Origin of the sequence: Hymenobacter crusticola, from assembly GCF_002154225.1 — a bacterium.
GTDB classification, from domain to species: Bacteria; Bacteroidota; Bacteroidia; order Cytophagales; family Hymenobacteraceae; genus Hymenobacter; species Hymenobacter crusticola.
Window position 1 is genome coordinate 284,240 of record NZ_MTSE01000007.1, and the last position, 18,612, is coordinate 302,851.

Sequence of the window (18,612 nt, forward strand, 5' to 3'; positions counted from 1 at the left end):
CTCCTTAAAGGTGCGCAGTTTCTTCGTTCCAGCTTCTTCCCAACGCCAAAAGAAACCACGAAATGCGTCCTTCTCTATTCCCTGCCTTCGCCCAAGCTAGCCGCCTCGCCTTACGGCTGTTGATCTGTTTATTGGTTTGCGTTAGCGCTGCGGCCCAGGCCCAAACCACTATCACGGGCCGTGTGCTCGACCAGCAGAAGCAGGAAGGCTTGGGCTTTGCCAATGTGGTCTTGAAAGCGGCGGGTGCCGAAAGCGTTGTGCAAACCGCCCTGGCCGACGAGAACGGGCGTTTTAGCCTGAAGAATGTAAAGCCCGGCAGCTACCAGCTTCAGGTGCTGATGATTGGGTTTGTGACGCATGTGCAGGCAGTTCCGCTCCCGGCCGGCACCCCCAGCCTAGACCTAGGTACGCTGGGCTTAGCCGCAACAGCGCAAAAGCTAGGTGAAGTCGTTGTGACGGGTCAGCGGCCCTTGATTGAGCAGAAGCCCGACCGCATGACGATGAACGTGGACGGCAGCATCTTGGCCGCGGGCAACGATGCCTACGACATTCTGGCCGCCGCGCCATCTGTACAGCTCATCGATGGGCGGCTAACCTTCCGTGGCAAAGGCAATGTGCTCATTCTGCTCAACGGGAAGCGGCTCCCCAGCGGCACCAACCTAGAAACGTTGCTGGCGAGCATTCCCGGCGACCAGATCGAACGCATCGAGCTCATCAGTAATCCGTCGGCAAAGTACGACGCTGATGCTTCGGGCGGGGTAATTGAGATTTATACCAAGCGCGCGAAAGAGCTAGGTTGGACGGCGAACCTAGGTGCTAATTTCCGCCAAGGCTACCGCACGGGCGCCGGCCTCAACGGCGGTGTGCGGGTGAGCACGCCGAAGCTTGACCTAGCCGTGAATGGCAGCTTCAATCGGCGCGGCGGTTTCGAGCGGAGCACTTCGGAGCGCACGATCTACGAAGGCCTGACGCCAGCCGCCGGCCTAGCGCAGCGCGGCGACCTGAACAAGACCATCCTCAACAGCAGCTTCAGCGCCAGCCTCAACTATCACTTCAGCGCCAACACGACGCTAGGTTTTGATGTGGACGTGCTGCAAAGTAGCTTAGATGGCGCCGGCTGGACCCAGTCATACCTGACGCAGGGTAACGGTCTCACCACGAGCCGCATGCAGGAGAGCGTGCTACTGCAAGATGCCTTCAGCAACTACACCCTCTTCTACAAGCACAAGCTCGATAGCCTCGGCTCGGCACTACTGCTGACCAGCAACTACGCCACCTACCAGAACAAGCAGCAGCAGACATTTGACCAGCTGCTGCAAGGCCCTCAGGACTCCGCCGTGGCAAGCACCTTCCGCAATTTCATTCCAGCTACGTACCACATTTCCACTACTGCCGCCGATTACACCAAAGTATGGAACCCGAACACGCGCTTGGAAGCGGGCCTGAAATACACCGATACGCGTAACCAAAGCCGCCAAAATGCCGCCACCCTCACCGACGGCAACTGGGTCGCGCAAGCGTTGTCGCCCTTCTCGAAGCTAGGGTACCAGGAGCGCGTAGCCGCCAGCTACTTCAGCCTGAACCATACCATCGGGAAGCTAGGTTTGCAGGGTGGGCTGCGGGCCGAGCGCACGCACTACGGCGTGGTCAGCGGCATCGATTCGAGCTACTTCAACCTATTCCCGAATCTGCGCGCCGACTACAAGGTGTCGGATGACTTCACGACCTCGCTGGCTTACGCCAAGAATATCCGCCGCCCCGCCTACGAAAGCCTCATTCCGTACGAGCGGTTTCAGGACACCTACAGCACCAGCCGCGGCAATGCCTCGCTTCGCCCTGAGTACATGCACAGCTTCTCTTGGAACAACCTCTACAAGGGCTTCGGACTGCAACTCGCCTATACCCAAACCGTTGGTGCCATCTCGTCCGTGTACCTCTACGATGCCGCCACGCTGCGCCTGACGACCACGCAACAAAACCTAGCGCAGCGCCACCTAGCTACTGCCACGTTCACGGCGCCTTTCGCGCCTGCCAAGTGGTGGACAATGAACAACAGCGCCAACGTGTTCTACCAAGAACTGAACTTCCCCAATCCGCTCGACAACAGCATGCACCTGACCAAGCGCAAAACCTACTACATGCTCAGCAGCGACAACACGCTCACCTGGGGCAAGGGCTGGTCGGTGCGCGTGTATGGCCTTTATAATTCGCCTTCCATGAACGGCCTATTCGATTGGGATGCTTACTCCTACGTGTCGGTGGGCGTGAAGAAGACGTTCTTGAACAAGCGGGCCTCGCTTAATCTATCCGTGGCTGACTTGTTTTACGACACGAATCCGCGGGTGAGCAGCACGATTGTGCCCGTGGTGCTGAGCGAGTTGTATCGCAACGATACGCGTCAGGTGCGGCTCGCCTTTACCTTCAACTTCGGCAAGGCTGACCTGAAGAGCAAGCGCGTCGAAACCAAAAGCAATGCCGACGAGCGGGGCCGCCTAGGCATGTAGGCTTGAAGCACAACCCTAGGCAGCACCCACGCGGCACGCCCTAAAGTTGTGCTTAACTACGGGCGGCAATTATCTTCACGTATGAAGCAACGAGTACGCTGTCTGTTTTTCCTATTTGCATTACTTGGATCATTGATCGGGCGGGCGCAAAGCCCGCAAACGGCTAGGCTGCGGCAGGCCTTGGCCCGCGCCACTACCGACACTAGCCGGGTGCTGCTTCTAGCCGACCTAGCCGCCTCCTACCGCTACTCCCGCTTCGACTCGGTGCAGTGGTACGCCCGGAAAGGGTTGCACCTCGCTTGGAAGATTGGCTACCGCAAGGGGGAGGGCCGTTGCTTGTCGCGCATCGGCATCCTGATGGGGGAGCGAGGCAACCTGCCGCAAGCGCTTCGCACCGATTTAGAGGCACTGAAAATCAACGAGGAAAGCCATGACCTAGAAGGCACAGCCCGTACGCTCAACCAAACCGGGCTGCTCTATCACGCCCTCGACGACGAACGGCCGGCGCTAGCGTACTTCTTCCGGTCGAAAACTATTTATGAGCGGATCCGGGTCCGGGATGATTCGCAGCTTATCAGCGTACTGGCCAACATTGGGGCCAGCTACACGGCCTTACGGCGCCTCGATTCAGCTGCTGTTTTTTTGAACCGGGCGTACCAACTCACCCAGCAGTCGCGCAACGTCAACCAAAGCTGCTGGGGCAACCCCGCGCCCTACGTGCTGCGAGAGCTAGGCTTGTTGCAGGGTGCGCTAGGCAATACAACCCAGGCTATCCGTTATTACCGGCTTAGTGCGCAGGCCGCCATTCCGGAAAATGACTTACGCAGCAGCAGCCGGGCTTACCAATACCTAGCCGAGCTATATGGCCGCCGCCAGCAGCCTGATTCGAGCGTCTACTATGCGCGCAAAGCCTTGGTGATGGGGCAGTCCCTGCCGTTTATTGTGGGCGTAGTGCGTACCAGCAACTTGTTGGCCGAAACCTTTCAGACCCGCAAACAACGCGACAGTACGCTGAAATACATGAACATTATGCTGCGGGCCGAGGATAGCCTCTACGATCCGCATCGCATCAAGCAGCTCGACGCCATTGGCTTTGCGGAACAGCAACGCCTACGGGAGTTGGAGCTAGAGCGGGTACAGTACATGGCACGCATGCGCCTGTATGCGCTAGCTACCGGTATCACGGTGCTCGTGCTCGTGGCGCTGCTTTTATGGCGCAACAACAAGCTGCAAAAGCAGGCCAACGCGAAGTTGCAAGCCCTTAACCAGCAGGTGGTTCAGCAGAAAGAGGAGTTTATGGTGCAGCGCGACAACCTAGCCCAAACACTGCTAGAGCTGAAGCAAGCACAAAGTCAGCTGGTGTTGCGCGAGAAGATGGCGAGCCTAGGCGAGCTGATGACCAGTGTAGCCCAGGAGATTCAGAAACCCGTACACCAAGTGCGCGACTTTGCCGGCATCAGCCAAGCGTTGTGCCAGGAGCTGCACGCGGAGTTCAACAAGCTAGCACTGCCTGATGACGATTGGGAGTACTTAGATGAAACGCTCCAGAACCTAGGGCAATATCAGGAGAAGATTGTGCAGGCCGGACGGCGGGCCAATTCCATTGTGCTCGGTATGCTAGAGTACGCATCGGCCGAACCTAGCCTGCGCCAAGCTACTGATTTGAACGTGATGGTAGAAAGCAGCTTGCGCATGGCGTATCATGAGATGCGGGGTAAGCATCGCACCTTCAACGCGGCGTTGTTGCCAACGCTAGACCCAGCAGTGGGCATGCTCGACGTTGTGCGCCACGACCTGACCCGGGCACTGATTCAACTGTTTCTTACCGCTTTCAACGCCGTGCAGCAGCGGCAAAGCTTGGATGAAGAAGGTTACGTGCCGCAAGTCGCCGTTAGTACCCGCCGCTTAGTCAAACACGTCGAAGTACGCGTGCGCGACAACGGCCTAGGCCTGACGGATGAGTTGCAGAACACTATATTTCAGCGGTTTTCGACGGGCAACACCACGAACGAGCGCCCTGGGCTAGGGTTGCCCTTGAGCTACGATATTATCAAAAGTCACGGCGGGGCACTTCGCGTGGAGTCACGCGAAGGAGAATTTACCGAGTTCATCATGACGCTACCCGTGAAAGCACAACCGGAAGCAGTAGCGAGTGAAAGTGCTTCTGTCGAAGGATAGTTGGCCAAGCTGTTGACTAGTAGATGGTAGAGTTCTGGTACGGTAAGCCGCCGCCTAGAAGCAACGTTTCCGTGGGCGGCGCGTCAGTGACGTAACATTGCCTAAACGCTCTCAACTCTATTCTTCATGAAAAGACTAGTATTCTTCTCTGTGGTGTGCAACCTCGCCGTTAGCACGTCACTAGTAGCCCAGCAAGCTGAGAAAGTAGACCAAGCCATGATTGCCAAAATCAAGGATGAAGGTCTGAACCGCTCCAAAGTAATGGAAACGGCCTTCTACCTAACGGATGTGTGCGGCCCGCGCTTGGCTAATTCGGAAGGCTTGCAACGCGCCAACCAGTGGACCAAAGACCAACTCACCAAATGGGGACTGGTGAATGCCAACGTGGAACCCTGGGGTGATTTTGGTCGGGGCTGGGACGTGGAGAAGTCGTACGTGGCCATGACCAAGCCGTACTATCACGCCATGATCGGGGCGCCCAAAGCTTGGACGCCTGGCACGAATGGACCGGTGAAAAAGCAGATTGTGTACGTGAAAGCTGCTGCGGAAGCGGATCTGGATAAGTACAAAGGCCAGCTGCGCGACAAGATTGTGGTGACGGAAGTAACCTCGCCGCCTAAGACGGGCTTCGAAGCCGATGCCAAGCGCTACTCCGACGAAGACCTAAAGAAAATGGCAGATGCACCTGCTACCCCGAGCGCCCGCCCGGCCATGACTGACGATGCCATGGCAACTTACCGGGCCAGACTGGCGCTCCGCAGTAAAATGGCGGAATTTCTTTTGGCAGAAGGTGCTGTAGCCGTGCTGAGTAACCCCCGCGGCGGCTCCGACGGCACGTTCTTTACCAGCAATGGCGCACCCTACGCCGCCGATGCAAAGCCGGTGCTACCCGAAATCGAAACCGCACCCGAAGACCAACTGCGCCTGATTCGCCTAGTGGAAGCTGGTATTCCGGTAGAGGTGGAGATGGAAACCAAAACCAAGTTTCAGACCCAAGATTTGAAAGGCTACAACGTGGTAGCTGAGATTCCGGGCACCGACAAAAAGCTGAAAAGCGAAGTAGTAATGCTAGGTGGCCACCTCGACTCATGGCATGCCGCTACCGGTGCTACTGATAACGCGGCCGGCTGCGCCGTAATGATGGAAGCCGTTCGCATCTTGAAAGCCTTGAACGTGAAGCCCAAGCGCACGATTCGGATTGCTTTGTGGGGTGAAGAAGAGGAGGGCTTGCACGGCTCCAAGAACTACGTAAAGAACCACTTCGGCGAAGCGGGCAAGCCTACTGCCGAGCAAGAAAAGCTAGCTGGCTACTACAACCTCGACAACGGCACCGGCAAAATTCGCGGGATCTACTTGCAGGGCAACGAGGGTGTGCGGCCTATCTTCACGGCGTGGCTTCAGCCTTTCGCCGACCTAGGTGCCACTACCATCACGCCGCGTAACACGGGTGGCACCGACCACCTCTCGTTTGACGCAGTAGGTATTCCAGGCTTCCAGTTCATTCAGGATGGCATTGATTACAACACCCGTACCCACCATACCAACATGGACACCTACGAGCGTCTCCAGCCCGACGACCTAAAGCAGGCGTCAGTGATTGTAGCCTCCTTTGTGTACAACACGGCCATGCGCGACCAAAAGCTGCCACGCAAGCCCGTAGCGGTGACCAAACCAGCACAATAAACCACCCGACATGCATGCAAAAGCCTCGCTAGTTACTAGCGAGGCTTTTTTGATGGGCTGCTACGCAGTGTGGGACGACTACAGAAGCTAGGTTGTCGGAGGTGGAGGCTAGCTTTCGAATCGGCCGGGAAAAAGCTTTGCAGCAATTTTTTGCCTGATAAGAGGGCTCCGTTACGGCTAAGCAGCGGCTGGCCTGCCTTTGCTTAGCTCCGCCAAACGGCGGCGTCTCTCCTCAATTGGCCGGTCGTAATACGTGTAGAACACATACGCCATGGTGAAAGTCAGCGCCAGATACACCACCATGTAAGGCAAGCGCTGAAGGCTGCTTAGTTCTTGCGTGTAGTAGTTGAAGGGGATAAACCAGATCCAGTGCGATAAGTAGAGGACGTAGGAAATATCACCCAAGTTCCTGTCAAGTTTGTCGCTCTTCACCCGCACGCTGTTCGCGAGCATTGGGATGAGCAGCAGGCAGGCTGTTTCGCTGAAACGCAGGTGATAAACGGAGAAGGAGTCTCTTACCGCGGAAAACAAGCTAGGTACTACGTAGTGCACGGCCAAAACCAAGAAGAACAAACCAGTGCAGATCACTTCCGTTTTTCGGCGGAAAGTAACAGCATCCTTGTGCAAGCAAATGCCGATGACGAAGTAAACCAGGTAAACGGCTACCGTCTCGTGTAGAAAAGATTTGTTGAAGAACATTTCCACCACAAAGGTTACGAGTCCGAAGAATACCAGCGCGGAAATTCGGCTAGCCTTGTTATTCAACAGCACGAGCATTACCGGAAAAAGAATGTAGAACTGTAGCTCTATATCTAGCGACCAGGCCGGCGCAATGGGTTGGAACGGCAGTAGGTTATAACCGAGAAGCGTGAGATTGGAAAACCAAAAATGAGCTTTCTCAACAACGGAGAAATGACTGATCGTATGCGCGGCAGTGGGATCGAAGAAAATGACCAGTACAGCCGCTAGAATGGCAAAAAGAAAGTAAACCGGAAATAATCGGTAAATTCTGCTCATGTAGAAATCCTGAACGGGCGAATCAAGTTTTTTATACTTGCTGTCGTACATCAAAGAAATCCAGTACCCGCTAAGGATGAAAAAACAGTAAACGGCTAGCGTGCCGACGAACACCACCCTAGCGACGTGAAAGACGACAACAAGTGAAGCGAGAATAAAGCGCAGAAGGCCAGGTTTAATCATGTTTTACAGCAGTTAAGGCTGGTGAAAGAATGACAGGGTATTTATATAACGCCTGTTTTTCTGTGCTAAGTTGTTTTCGGAAAAGAGGCTTGGAGATAAAAAGGCAGACAGCTTTTTTAGAAATGTAGCAGAGCTGTTTGTGATGCTAGGGAGCCTATTGAAGCATATTTTTAAAGAATTAACATTCGTCAAAAATTAAAGCAAATACAGTGTTGCCACTGGTTGCTTTTGTGCAGTAGGTGGGGGTAGGGTGGTATGGAAAAGCCTTCACCGGCCAGATCTGTTATCAGGCGCTCGGGGACTGTCAGTAAGTGTCGGTCAGAACAGCTTTACTTTAGGTTATTACTGGATTCAATCAAGAGTTGATTGAATAATGACATTAATAGGGTCATAACGAACCTAATAGTGAAGCAATTCATAACAAGTATTTTGTTAGAAAATAACAATTTTTTGATAGGATAATTAAATAAAAGGGAGTTTATAGCTTCTATATATCATTAAACTTAAGGTGCGCAATTGATAGAATACCCTGCCATTTTGTAGGGTATAGAGCATAAGTTATAGAACTATACCAAGTTGTATGGAGAAATATGAATTTGTTAATCGAATATGCTTTTTGTTTCTTGTCTGTGTCTGATGCAGGACAAAAAACCATACACATCTTGACTGTTTTGAGTAGGCTACGCAGAATTTATAGTAGAGCTCCAAGTAGTGAGCTGCTAAGCTGCCATACTACTGTTTAAGTACGTTTATTTCGGAGGGTTTAAGTAGGTTGTCTTTATTGACAGGAAAATAACATAGCCACATACGAAAACGGCCCGCTAATTATTAGCGGGCCGTTTTCGTATGTGATTCACTATGAAATGTTACTCGTTTGGATAAAAACTAATTTTTATATTCTAAGTAATTAGTTGTGAACGAGGCGAAGAATAATTAGATGAAGTTTTTTTAAAATAGCTAGGTGCTGTTTTCTCTCTACCAGTGATATTACTACCCTAGCTTCTCGCTGAAAAAGCGTAGCGTCCGGTCCCAGGCTAGCTTCGCGGCATCTGCGTTGTAGCGTGCCGGGGAGGTGTCGTTGTTGAAGGCATGCTGCACCCCATCGTACACGAAAAGTTGGTACTTGATACCAGCGGCTTTTAGCGCTGCCTCATAGGCCGGAATGCCGGCATCGATGCGTTCATCAAGCCCGGCGTAATGTAGCATCACCGCTGCACTAATATTGGGTACGTCTTCCGCTTTGGGCTGCGAACCGTAGTAAGCCACGGCGGCGTTCAGTTGGGGGTCGTGCACGGCTAGTTGGTTGGCTAAGCCACCGCCCCAGCAGAAGCCCACGCAGCCCGTGCGGCCATTGCCATCTTTACGCTGCCGCAAGTAAGTAAGAGCAGCTAGGTAGTTCGTTAAGTTTTGCTGCGGATCGAGTTTGCCAATTAGGGTGCGGCCTTCGTCCTCGTTGGCTGGCGTACCACCTAGGGGGGAAAGCGCATCCACGCCGAGTGCTAGGTAGCCTGCCTTGGCCACGCGCCGCGTCACGTCCTTAATATGGGGCGTCAGGCCACGGTTTTCGTGAATGACAATCACCGAACCTAGCTTCTTGCGACCTTTTGGGCGGGCTAGGTAACCTTTCATGGTGCAGTTATCGCCGGGCCAGGTTACTTCTTCAATCGTCAGGCCCTTGTCGTCCTCGGTAATGGTGGCGGCGTGCGCGTAGCCCGGCTCCAGCACCGACAGCGCTGACATGGCCACCGCCAAACCGCCCGTGAGCTTCACAAGTCGCTCCATAAACTCCTTGCGGGAGAGAGGCTTATGGGTGTATTCGTCGAATAGATTGATAATGCGCTGGTCCATAAAAGGGAGATGAGGTAGTGCTTAAATATAGACAAAAGCCCGACCAGAAGCCGGGCTTTTTTGGAAGCTTGTGCTAAGTGTCAGGCGCTGCAACTAGGCAGCTTACGCAGTACCGGCTACCTAGCATAAATAGCTAGGATGTGCTTAGTAGCGAATCTGTTCCGCGACGAGACGAGCAATGCAATGCTCTATGCGTAGAGTGCGGTTCCTAACACGTGCGTCGTTCGGAGGGTAGAACAAAAGGAGTACCTAGGTGCCTGTACACTTGTGCAACGTTCCCGTAGCCATTCAAGCGTCTTCTCGGTTGACGGTGGCTGGGCTAAAGGCCGGTACGCAAATCGACCAGTATTCGCACTCCTCCTCAAACGGGTTTGAGTAACGGATCCGGGCGCCGGCCTTAATCAGCAGCGACTCACCGGCTGCTAGCTCAATCAGGTCTCCATCGACTTCGAACCGTTTGCGGCCGCGTACCACGATGGTAATTTCGTCGAACTCTGGTGTCTGGTGCGGCTCGCTCCAGTGTGGGGGCGCCACCATGTGCGCCACACTATAGGCACTGGTGTGGGTACTAGCCAGGCCAATGTGCTCCTCAATGAGCTTGCCATCAGTGGTTGGCACGCGGAACGGCGCTTGTTGGCGGAAGTATTTTTTCTCAGACATAGAGCAGAAAGCCAATCAGTTGGTAGTGGTACCTGCGCACGCGCCCTTTGTGTATGAAGTTACGCCGGCATTTGTAGCCACACAGGCATTGCTGTAGGTTTTGCCGTCGCAGCCGCAGACGGGGTCGTACTGCATGGTGCATATGGCGTCCTTGCGGATCTTGGCGGCGTCAATGCAAGGCGTCTTGGCGGTGTCCGGCGCACGGTGGCAGCTAGTGGCCGTTAGGAAGAGCAACAGGGTACAGCAGAGCTTAAACATGGGAGTAGGCGTAGAAAAGAGCTAGGTCAATTAGCCGAATAATCGGGGCAAAATACGGGTGCTACGAGAAAAGTGTGTCTATGACAATGCATATTTTAGTCTATCTATTTTTTAATTCGTAATTATAACCCCTGTTGCTGGGCTTCGTATAGCAGGCAGATTGGCGAAAACAACGGACGCATCTTCCGCTTGGCTTCCTCTCTCCCCTTGGGGGCCTGCTGACGCTACTCCTGTTCTCATTTTTCACATATTCTCTCTCTACATCATGTCCTACCAAGAAGAAGACAACACTGGTAAAATTCTCCTCGCTGCTCTTGCTGGTGCCGGTGCTGGTATCATTGCTGGCCTGCTGATTGCGCCCGATAAAGGCAAAGCAACGCGCGAGAACATAAAAAATACGGCCACCAAGTACAGCGGCCAAGTAGGTGAGCAACTCTCCAAATATGGCGAGGAACTCGACACTAAGTTCAAAGGCTACGTTGAGAAACTAGAGGAGCTAGGTGTATCGCTCCCCGGCAGTGGCCTGAAGTTGAAAGGTAGCTGGGACGAGCTCAAGGGCAAATTGCAGCAGCAGTACGCTCAGCTCACCGACGAAGACCTAGATTATGCTGAAGGCAAAGGCGACGAGCTCATTGGCCGCTTGCAGCAAAAGCTAGGCAAAGGCAAAAGTGAAATCGTGAAGCTGCTGAACGACCTGTAGGTCTGAATAGCACTTCCTGAGTATATCAAAAGCCCTTCTTCCCCGTGGAGAGGGGCTTTTCGTTAACCCTCTGACGTGTCTTCACGTTGAAATAGTACTCTGATTATCTCACCCTCAACTTTCTAAGCTCATGAAAGATAACAATGGTAAAATCATTCTTTCGCTGCTGGTAGGGGCCACGGCTGGTGCCGTAGCTGGGCTCTTGCTAGCACCCGAGACTGGCGAAGGAACCCGCGCCAGCTTAAAGCAATCAGCAGATAAGCTTAGCGACGACCTAGGTAAGGTATTTAAGCAGGGGGTGTCGCGTTTCAATGAGCTAACAGGTAAGGGTAAAACAGACGTTGTTTCGCGGGATTTTGCCGACGCTAACAATGCCTTGAACTCCTTGTATAGCACCGGAAAATCGAGTGCCCCTGCGGAGCCCCGCCGGAGCACTTCTATCAATTACGCGGCCGGCATCGAGAGCGTCCCTAGCACCTACGACGACTTCAACTCCGACTACGATGGCAGCGGGGGCGAAGGACGGCACTCTGGTGACCCGACCTTCGGACGGACGCTTTAGCATTTGGAGCTAACCCATCACTCATACGACTGCTCTGGCTACGCCTAGGCTTTATAGAACCAGAACTTTACTCCATGATCGATCCAACCAATCAGGCCAACCCGCCCGAAGAAAACGAGGCGCCGCAACCGATGCAGGGAGGGAGCAGCAGCACCGACCCAAGCAGTGACGACTTTGCGGCTAGCATTACCGAAGCCCAAGCCTACGACTACAACCCAACCAGCGAAAATTCGGCTGAGCGTGACGAGGAAGGGCCTGTCGATAATATTTTGAAAAAATAAATATGGTTCGCGTAACCTTCCTCAATAGCACTCGTTAAAGAACATATAACGAGCTTGAAAGAAGATCGAAAAGTACTTAGTTGTAAAATTGCCGACAGTAAGAGCTTCTAACAGGAATTTTGGTTTATCAGCCTGTTAGTAAAATCGGACTCGTTCATCGCAAGCTTCTTCAAAGTTTCTGCCGATCAGAAGGGTAAGCTTGTTTTAAAAGAAAGGCCTCTCGCATCTTGTGCGGGAGGCCTTTCGAATTTTAGTCTGGTGCTATACAACACGAGCCCACCACCTAGCTAGGTGGTGGGCTCGTGTTGTATACGCGCTCAGCGTTATTCTACTGGCTTGTCACTTTTCTCCGTGTTCTTCTCGGCTTTTTCCGGCTTCATCTGCGGGAAGAAGAGCACGTCTTGAATGGAATTGGAGTTCGTCATGATCATGCTCAGGCGGTCGATGCCGATACCTAGGCCTGCCGTGGGCGGCATACCGTACTCCAGGGCGCGCAAGAAGTCCTCGTCGAGCACCATGGCTTCAGTGTCGCCGCGCTTGCCTAGCTCTAATTGATCCTCAAAACGCTTACGCTGGTCGATGGGGTCATTGAGTTCCGAGAAAGCGTTGCAGATTTCTTTGCCGTTGCAAATAGCTTCAAAGCGCTCTACCAAGCCGGGCTTCGAACGGTGCTTTTTAGCCAGCGGCGACATTTCCACCGGGTAATCGGTGATGAACGTGGGTTGAATCAGCTTCGGCTCTACATGTTCGCCAAAGATTTCGTCGATAATCTTGGCTTTGCCCATGCTCGGATCGAGCTGCACGTGTAAGCTAGCTGCCGTTTCGCGTAGCGCCGCTTCGTCCATCTCGGTGATGTCGATGCCCGTATATTCTTTGATCGATTCGAACATTGTGAAGCGCTTCCAGGGACGCTGGAAGTTGATAACGTTCTCACCTACTTTTACTTCGGTCTTGCCGTGCAAGGCTAGGGCTACGCGCTCCACCATTTCTTCCACTAAGTCCATCATCCAGTAGTAGTCTTTGTAAGCTACGTACAGCTCCATCTGAGTGAACTCCGGGTTGTGGAAGCGCGACATGCCTTCGTTGCGGAAGTCCTTTGAGAATTCGTACACGCCATCAAAGCCACCTACGATCAGGCGCTTCAGGTACAACTCGTTGGCAATACGCAGATACAGCGTCATGTCCAGCGTATTGTGGTGCGTTTTGAACGGACGAGCTGCTGCCCCGCCATACAGCGGCTGTAGGATTGGCGTTTCAACCTCTAAGTAGCCTTTATCATTCAAGTAGTTGCGCATGGCTTGCACTAGCTGTGTCCGCTTTACAAAAGCGTCACGTACCTGCGGGTTCACCACCAAGTCAACGTACCGTTGACGGTAGCGCTGCTCAGAGTCAGTGAAGGCGTCGTAGGTTATTTTTTCGCCGGTGGCTTCGTCTACGCGCTCCTTCACAACGGGCAGTGGGCGGAGTGCTTTGGAAAGTAGCGTGATGCCTGTAACGTGCACCGAGGTTTCGCCTACCATCGTTTTAAACACACGACCCGTCACGCCCACAAAGTCACCTAGGTCCATCAGCTTCTTGAACACGGTGTTGTACAACTCCTTGTCTTCGCCGGGACAGATTTCGTCGCGGTTGATATAGAGTTGAATGCGGCCTGAAGCATCTTGCAGCTCCGCAAACGACGCCTTACCCTTCACCCGTATCGACATCAGGCGGCCGGCTAGGCTCACGTCCTGAAAGTTGTTCAACTCGGGGTGGTAGTTATCGAGAATTTCCTGAGCATAGAAATTCACATCGAACAGCTCGGAGGGATAAGGCTCGATGCCAAGGTTTTGGAGTTCTTCCAGCTTCTGGCGGCGTATCTGCTCCTGTTCGCTAAGGTGGTGCATAGGGAAGGATGGTTATTAAGTCTGCAAAGGTAGATAAACAAAAAGCGCCGTCCCAAAGGGGCGGCGCTTACGTGTATATGTAGTAAGAAACTAGTTGAGCAGGAAAATGTTAGGCGGCAATGCCCATTTGCGTCGGTGCTTCGCCGGTGATGGTAGGCTCCACCTGCTTGCGCAAACGCTCTGCTACGAAACTGTGCTGCAAGTGCTTGGGGAGCTCGGCTACCACTTGGCGGTAGCGCTCCAAGCCAATGGCCTTGGCAATGTAGGTCTCGTGAATACCGTTCAGGTAGCTCACGATGTTGAGTAGCGACTGGTGGAAGAGCTTGAAGTCAATCTCAGCTTCCACGTAGCGACCAATCTCCCGGCTCGTCTGAGAGATGCGCAACCGGCTAAGCAGATCAAAGATAGTAGTGTAACCGAGGCGCCACGTGATTTGCTGCCAGTGCTGGGCCGTCCACTTATCGAGTACCTTGCCTGTCTTCTGGCTGCGCAGCGCCGTGTTCGGATTGGCTTGTACCTGCTGGCGCACAATCATTGCCTTCTGCTTGCGCGTGGTGCGTAGGAACTGACCAATCTGCGCTTGGGCGTCTATTTCCTTGCTCGCGATGTGCAACCCGGCTTTGTATCCCGCTAATGGCAAACGATGAATGCTGAAGTCGCCGTAAGCACCAGCTGCGTAAAAGGATACTGGCCGTGGATAAGCGTTGCGTACAACTAAACGGCCAACCTCCCGCTGAATAAGCGCCGGGTTATTGGAACGTACTCCCGTCGTGTACAGAAAAGCCTGCAAACCCGACAGAATTGTGTGATACGCCTGTGGAAATGTCCAGTGCAAAGCATTGCGCAGGTAATCCTCATCACCTAGCTCAGCTGTGGCGCGCAGAGCGTACTCGGTGCTCCAGCAAGCATGCAACAGCTTGGTGATGGCTGCCACATCAGAGTCAGCTAGCTCAGCCTGATGTGCCCGGAAATAGGGCAGGTGCTGCAAGCCGCCTTGGGCATCGTCGCCCTCCTGAATGTGGTAGTTGATGGCAAAGAAGTAGTTCAGGAAAACCTGGGCGGGAATGGATTTGCGCCAAGTTTCCTCCGCTTGCTTCTGCTCGTCTGTCACGAGCGGGAACATGTTGTTTTCCATTGTAGTCGTCATGCTAAGTAAACAGCTCTGCCTAGCTAGTAGTTGCATTTTGCAGTATTTTTTGACATGATTTTTAGTAAATTATACTGTTGTATATCAGTATGTTATGACTAGTAATAAAATAAAAATAACTAATTTTTTTAGTCTGATCACTAGCAAGTTATTTAGCCTGTAAAGTGCTGCGTTGTCTGTCAAGTATTTTGTTTGATTCGTTATCAATAGCATAGCTTGCACGGAGTGTCAACAGAGAATAGCTATAAGCAAAAAGCCCTGCTGACGCAAGTCAGCAGGGCTTTCTAAGCACGGTGGAACCTAGCCTTAAATCTGGTCTTTCACCACGGCTACAGCCTCACGTAGAGTCACGTCTTTTTTCAATGATTTAGTGAAACGCAAGTTGCGGTTCACTTTCACCGAGTCGGGGCCCCACTGTTTCAAGTCGAAGGCAAGCGGTGCAATATTCAATGGCTGGATGCCTTTTTCGATTTGCTCATATTTGTCAGACTCTGCTTTAGCTTCTGTTTGCTCTGCACGGAACGTAGCTAGCTTCAGGGATACCATTGTATCGTCTTTACGCTTGCGGCGGCGCTGTACCATGTCACCAATCAGCTTAAAGCTTGGGCTAGCAGCTACACGTGCCTGGCTGCTCGTCTTGAGCTTGTCAATAGGAAGCGCAGGAGTGTTCCACACCCGGTACCGAGCGGAAGTAATTTCGTCCCACTTCAGCGGGTAATCTGATTCTTTCTCTCCTTCATCGAGGTAGCTAAATACATCGGGTAGGATAATATCAGGCACGACTCCTTTGAACTGGGTAGAGCCTCCATTGATACGGTAGAACTTCTGCGTTGTCAGCTTCAACGAACCAAACGGCTTGATATTGTTGAACTCAGCTGGCATTGCATCGTCGAGGTCGAAGATGCGCTGTACCGTACCCTTGCCGTACGTGCTAGCCGAGCCCATGATCACACCACGCTTGTAGTCTTGAATAGCAGCAGCCAAAATTTCCGAGGCCGACGCACTGTATTTATTTACTAGAATAACAAGCGGGCCACCGTATTGTACGCTAGGGTCGCGGTCGTTGAGGATGCTCGCCTGGCCTTGGCCTGAACGCACCTGCACCACAGGACCACTATCGAAAAACAAGCCTGCCATCTCAACGGCATCTTGCAAGGAGCCACCACCGTTGAAGCGCAGGTCGAGCACCACGCCTTGGGCATTCTCCTGCTTCAGCTTCGCTAGCTCCTTCTTCACGTCATCGGCGCTGCTGCGGCCTCCGTTGTTGTCATTGAAATCGGCGTAGAAGCCAGGCAGACGAATGTAGCCGATCTTCTTGCCGCTGTCATTGATCAGCACAGATTGGGCATATGTCTCTTCGCGGATAACAACGTCACGAATGATCGGAATCACCTTGATGGTGCCGTCTAGTTTTTTTACCGTTAGGCGTACCTCAGTACCTTTCTTGCCCTTGATCAAAGCCACGGCCTTGTCTAAGCGCAAACCTTCTACGGACACTGGCTCCGCAGGACCTTGAGCCACGCGCAAGATGATGTCACCAGCTTTCAACTCACCTTGGCGGTAAGAAGCACTACCTGGAAGCAAGTCTGCTACCTTGATCTGGCCATCTTTCTCTTGTAAAGAGGCACCGATACCTTCGAAACGGCCCGTTAGTGCTTCGTCGAAATCATCTTTCTGACGGGGCGCGAAGTACTCCGTGTGCGGGTCGTAGGTATTAGCGATGGTATTGGCGTAAGAAGCTAGGCGCTCATTAGCATCTGTTTGAGACATGTCATTGAACTGCTCATTCAGGTACTTCAGCACACGCTTGCGAGCTTCGGCTTCCATCTGGACCGGAGTGCGATCAGGTTCAGCTGTCGCGACGATGTTGTTGGCAGTAGAAGCAGTAGCATTGCTTTTCTCCTTGCGCTTAGCCTGCTCATCCATCATCTCAGAAACCCGAATCATCGTCTGAAACTTCAGGTACTTGCGCCATTCTTCGCGCTGAGCAGCCTTATCAGCTGGGAAAGTCGTTTTATCTGGCTCCGACTGATACGACTCGTCGGTGGTGAACTCAAACGGCTTGGCGAGGATGTCGCGGTAGAGCGCCTGAATTTCCTTTGTGCGCTGGTCCATAAGCTGCGTCGTCATATCCAGGAACTCGTGGGTACCACGATGTACTTGGTCATCGATATCAGCTTGGTAGCGGCGAAGTTGCGTAACATCGCTGGCCAGCAAAAACTTTTTATTTACGTCGACGCGCTTAAGGTACAAGTCGAACACACGCTTCGAGAAGTTATCGTCAATGCGCTCAGGTTGATAATGCGCGGCGCTTAGCCCCTGCAACATCGCCTTGATAAGGACCTCATCTTTCTGAGGTATGCTGGTATCATTGCGCCGGTACAGCTTGTAGGAAGCTAGCACAAAAACGGCCAGCACCAACGAAGCATACAGCCCTACTTTCAGTCGGGGGAAAGTCATGGAATGCTCTGTAAATTGGAGGAAAATCAAATATACGTAAAAGTCGATCCTGGTGCTATAGACGAAAGCAGCCTGTTTCGACTTTAAAACGTGCGCAGTAGGTAAATAAGTGCCCTGCTAACAAATCTGGTCGCGGAGGTGTTTACGGCGATTGTTTTGACACCAGCAGTGCTAGGGAGCTACTCCCTTTAACGTGTAAAAGGTAAAAGGATATAGCACATAATCCCAAAATAATAGATGAAGGCTGAGCGATTGATGAAATAGAGGTAAGATTAATCGCCGAAATACACAAAAGGCCTCCCTTGTAGCAAGAGAGGCCTTTTGTAATGTACGATACTACCTAAAAGAAGGGTAGTAGCAGAAAACTAGTAGCTGCGTACTTTATCAGCGCTGCTGTTGGTAAACTCGTCGTGGAGGTATTGTGCGTCTTCTGGGTTGCGGTGTTTCACGCCCATTACGATACCGCCGTTTTTGACGTCGCTTTCGTATTCAGCAGCATGCTCTTCTGGAATGCCCGAGCCTACTAGAGCGCCTACCAGGCCACCTGTCAGACCACCTGCACCAGCACCAGCTAGCGCTGCGGCAATTGGGCCAGCAATTACCAAACCTAGGCCTGGTAGCGCTACCGATGTACCAATGGCAGCAATAGCACCAATGATAGCACCAGCCGTACCACCGATTGCTGAACCTACGCCAGCACCTTCCATCGCTTTGTCGCCGAGGTCAGTTTCTGGGGTATCTTCACCAAAGTGCGTCTTACGTGTGTCGTCCGACATCAATACGTTGACGTCGTCTTTCGTGTAGCCACGTGAGGCCAAAGAGTTATAAGCACGCTCAGCGCTCGAACGATCTTTGAACGTACCGTACGTGGTCGTACCATATGTCTTGTCGTTGCCTGTTACGGCACGTGCTGCGTCACCAGCGGTGTTCTGTACTGCGTCGATACCGCGGCCAACTACTGCACCAGCTGTTCCAGCAATTTCACCGCCTTTTTGCGTGGCGCTGTAGTCATGGTGCGAATTAGCGTCTCCGCCAGTGGTACCGAATGAAGAATCGCCAGATACGCTGCTGTCACCAGTGCTTGAGTTGCCTAGGTTGCCGCTCGACGTGGTGTTAGAAGTAGAAGGATTGCTAGCGCTGTAGCCAGTGCCTGAAGCACCAGTGCCATAGTTTGCGCCAGAGCCAGTACCTGCGTTTTCCGGGTTGATTGAATCGTTAGTTTGCATGGGTGGAGAAAGTTAAAAG

14 protein-coding genes are annotated in these 18,612 nt (G+C 52.8%); 6 read left to right on the plus strand and 8 right to left on the minus strand.

The window, feature by feature from the left end:
* The first annotated feature begins 62 nt into the window (after positions 1-62).
* The 3 genes from BXP70_RS15455 to BXP70_RS15465 all read left to right on the plus strand — a co-directional run bounded on the left by BXP70_RS15455 (position 63) and on the right by BXP70_RS15465 (position 6,365).
* Positions 63-2,504 carry an outer membrane beta-barrel protein gene (locus tag BXP70_RS15455; protein WP_086594996.1) on the plus strand — a complete coding sequence of 814 codons (2,442 nt, stop codon included), beginning with the start codon at positions 63-65 and terminating at the stop codon, positions 2,502-2,504.
* Between the two features lie 81 nt (positions 2,505-2,585).
* Entirely contained in the window at positions 2,586-4,682 is a 2,097-nt protein-coding gene (locus tag BXP70_RS15460) for a tetratricopeptide repeat-containing sensor histidine kinase (RefSeq protein WP_086594997.1), read from the plus strand.
* 126 nt (positions 4,683-4,808) lie between these two features.
* Positions 4,809-6,365: a M20/M25/M40 family metallo-hydrolase gene (locus BXP70_RS15465; protein WP_086594998.1), complete on the plus strand. Its 1,557-nt coding sequence runs from the start codon at positions 4,809-4,811 to the stop codon at positions 6,363-6,365.
* 177 nt (positions 6,366-6,542) lie between these two features.
* On the opposite strand, the gene BXP70_RS15470 is transcribed toward BXP70_RS15465, so the two are convergent.
* From BXP70_RS15470 to BXP70_RS15485, 4 genes are all read right to left on the minus strand, one after another.
* Entirely contained in the window at positions 6,543-7,565 is a 1,023-nt protein-coding gene (locus BXP70_RS15470) for an acyltransferase family protein (RefSeq protein ID WP_086594999.1), read from the minus strand.
* Positions 7,566-8,555: 990 nt separating this feature from the next.
* Positions 8,556-9,413, minus strand: a complete 858-nt coding sequence (locus BXP70_RS15475) for a dienelactone hydrolase family protein (protein ID WP_086595000.1) — start codon at positions 9,411-9,413, stop codon at positions 8,556-8,558.
* A 288-nt stretch (positions 9,414-9,701) separates the two neighbouring features.
* Positions 9,702-10,073 carry a cupin domain-containing protein gene (locus BXP70_RS15480; protein WP_086595001.1) on the minus strand — a complete coding sequence of 124 codons (372 nt, stop codon included), beginning with the start codon at positions 10,071-10,073 and terminating at the stop codon, positions 9,702-9,704.
* 15 nt (positions 10,074-10,088) lie between these two features.
* On the minus strand, positions 10,089-10,331 hold the full coding sequence (locus BXP70_RS15485; protein ID WP_086595002.1) for a Kazal-type serine protease inhibitor domain-containing protein: 243 nt from the start codon (positions 10,329-10,331) through the stop codon (positions 10,089-10,091).
* Positions 10,332-10,596: 265 nt separating this feature from the next.
* On the opposite strand from BXP70_RS15485, the gene BXP70_RS30940 reads away from it, so the two are divergent.
* The 3 genes from BXP70_RS30940 to BXP70_RS15500 all read left to right on the plus strand — a co-directional run bounded on the left by BXP70_RS30940 (position 10,597) and on the right by BXP70_RS15500 (position 11,874).
* Positions 10,597-11,031: a YtxH domain-containing protein gene (locus tag BXP70_RS30940; protein WP_086595003.1), complete on the plus strand. Its 435-nt coding sequence runs from the start codon at positions 10,597-10,599 to the stop codon at positions 11,029-11,031.
* Positions 11,032-11,161: 130 nt separating this feature from the next.
* Complete coding sequence (locus BXP70_RS15495) at positions 11,162-11,593, plus strand: YtxH domain-containing protein (RefSeq protein ID WP_086595004.1); 432 nt, start codon at positions 11,162-11,164, stop codon at positions 11,591-11,593.
* 74 nt (positions 11,594-11,667) lie between these two features.
* Positions 11,668-11,874 (plus strand): hypothetical protein, encoded by a 207-nt coding sequence (locus BXP70_RS15500; RefSeq protein WP_086595005.1) that lies wholly within the window; start codon positions 11,668-11,670, stop codon positions 11,872-11,874.
* Between the two features lie 323 nt (positions 11,875-12,197).
* Here the strand turns inward: BXP70_RS15500 and lysS are convergent, their stop codons facing one another.
* The 4 genes from lysS to BXP70_RS31050 all read right to left on the minus strand — a co-directional run bounded on the left by lysS (position 12,198) and on the right by BXP70_RS31050 (position 18,593).
* A complete protein-coding gene (gene lysS / locus BXP70_RS15505; protein WP_086595006.1) occupies positions 12,198-13,760 on the minus strand; it encodes a lysine--tRNA ligase in 1,563 nt (520 codons plus the stop codon).
* A 109-nt stretch (positions 13,761-13,869) separates the two neighbouring features.
* Positions 13,870-14,895 (minus strand): hypothetical protein, encoded by a 1,026-nt coding sequence (locus tag BXP70_RS15510; RefSeq protein WP_086595007.1) that lies wholly within the window; start codon positions 14,893-14,895, stop codon positions 13,870-13,872.
* A gap of 318 nt (positions 14,896-15,213) precedes the next feature.
* Entirely contained in the window at positions 15,214-17,367 is a 2,154-nt protein-coding gene (locus tag BXP70_RS15515) for a carboxy terminal-processing peptidase (RefSeq protein WP_086595008.1), read from the minus strand.
* 365 nt (positions 17,368-17,732) lie between these two features.
* A complete protein-coding gene (locus BXP70_RS31050) occupies positions 17,733-18,593 on the minus strand; it encodes a hypothetical protein (protein ID WP_394334991.1) in 861 nt (286 codons plus the stop codon).
* Positions 18,594-18,612 lie beyond the last annotated feature (19 nt).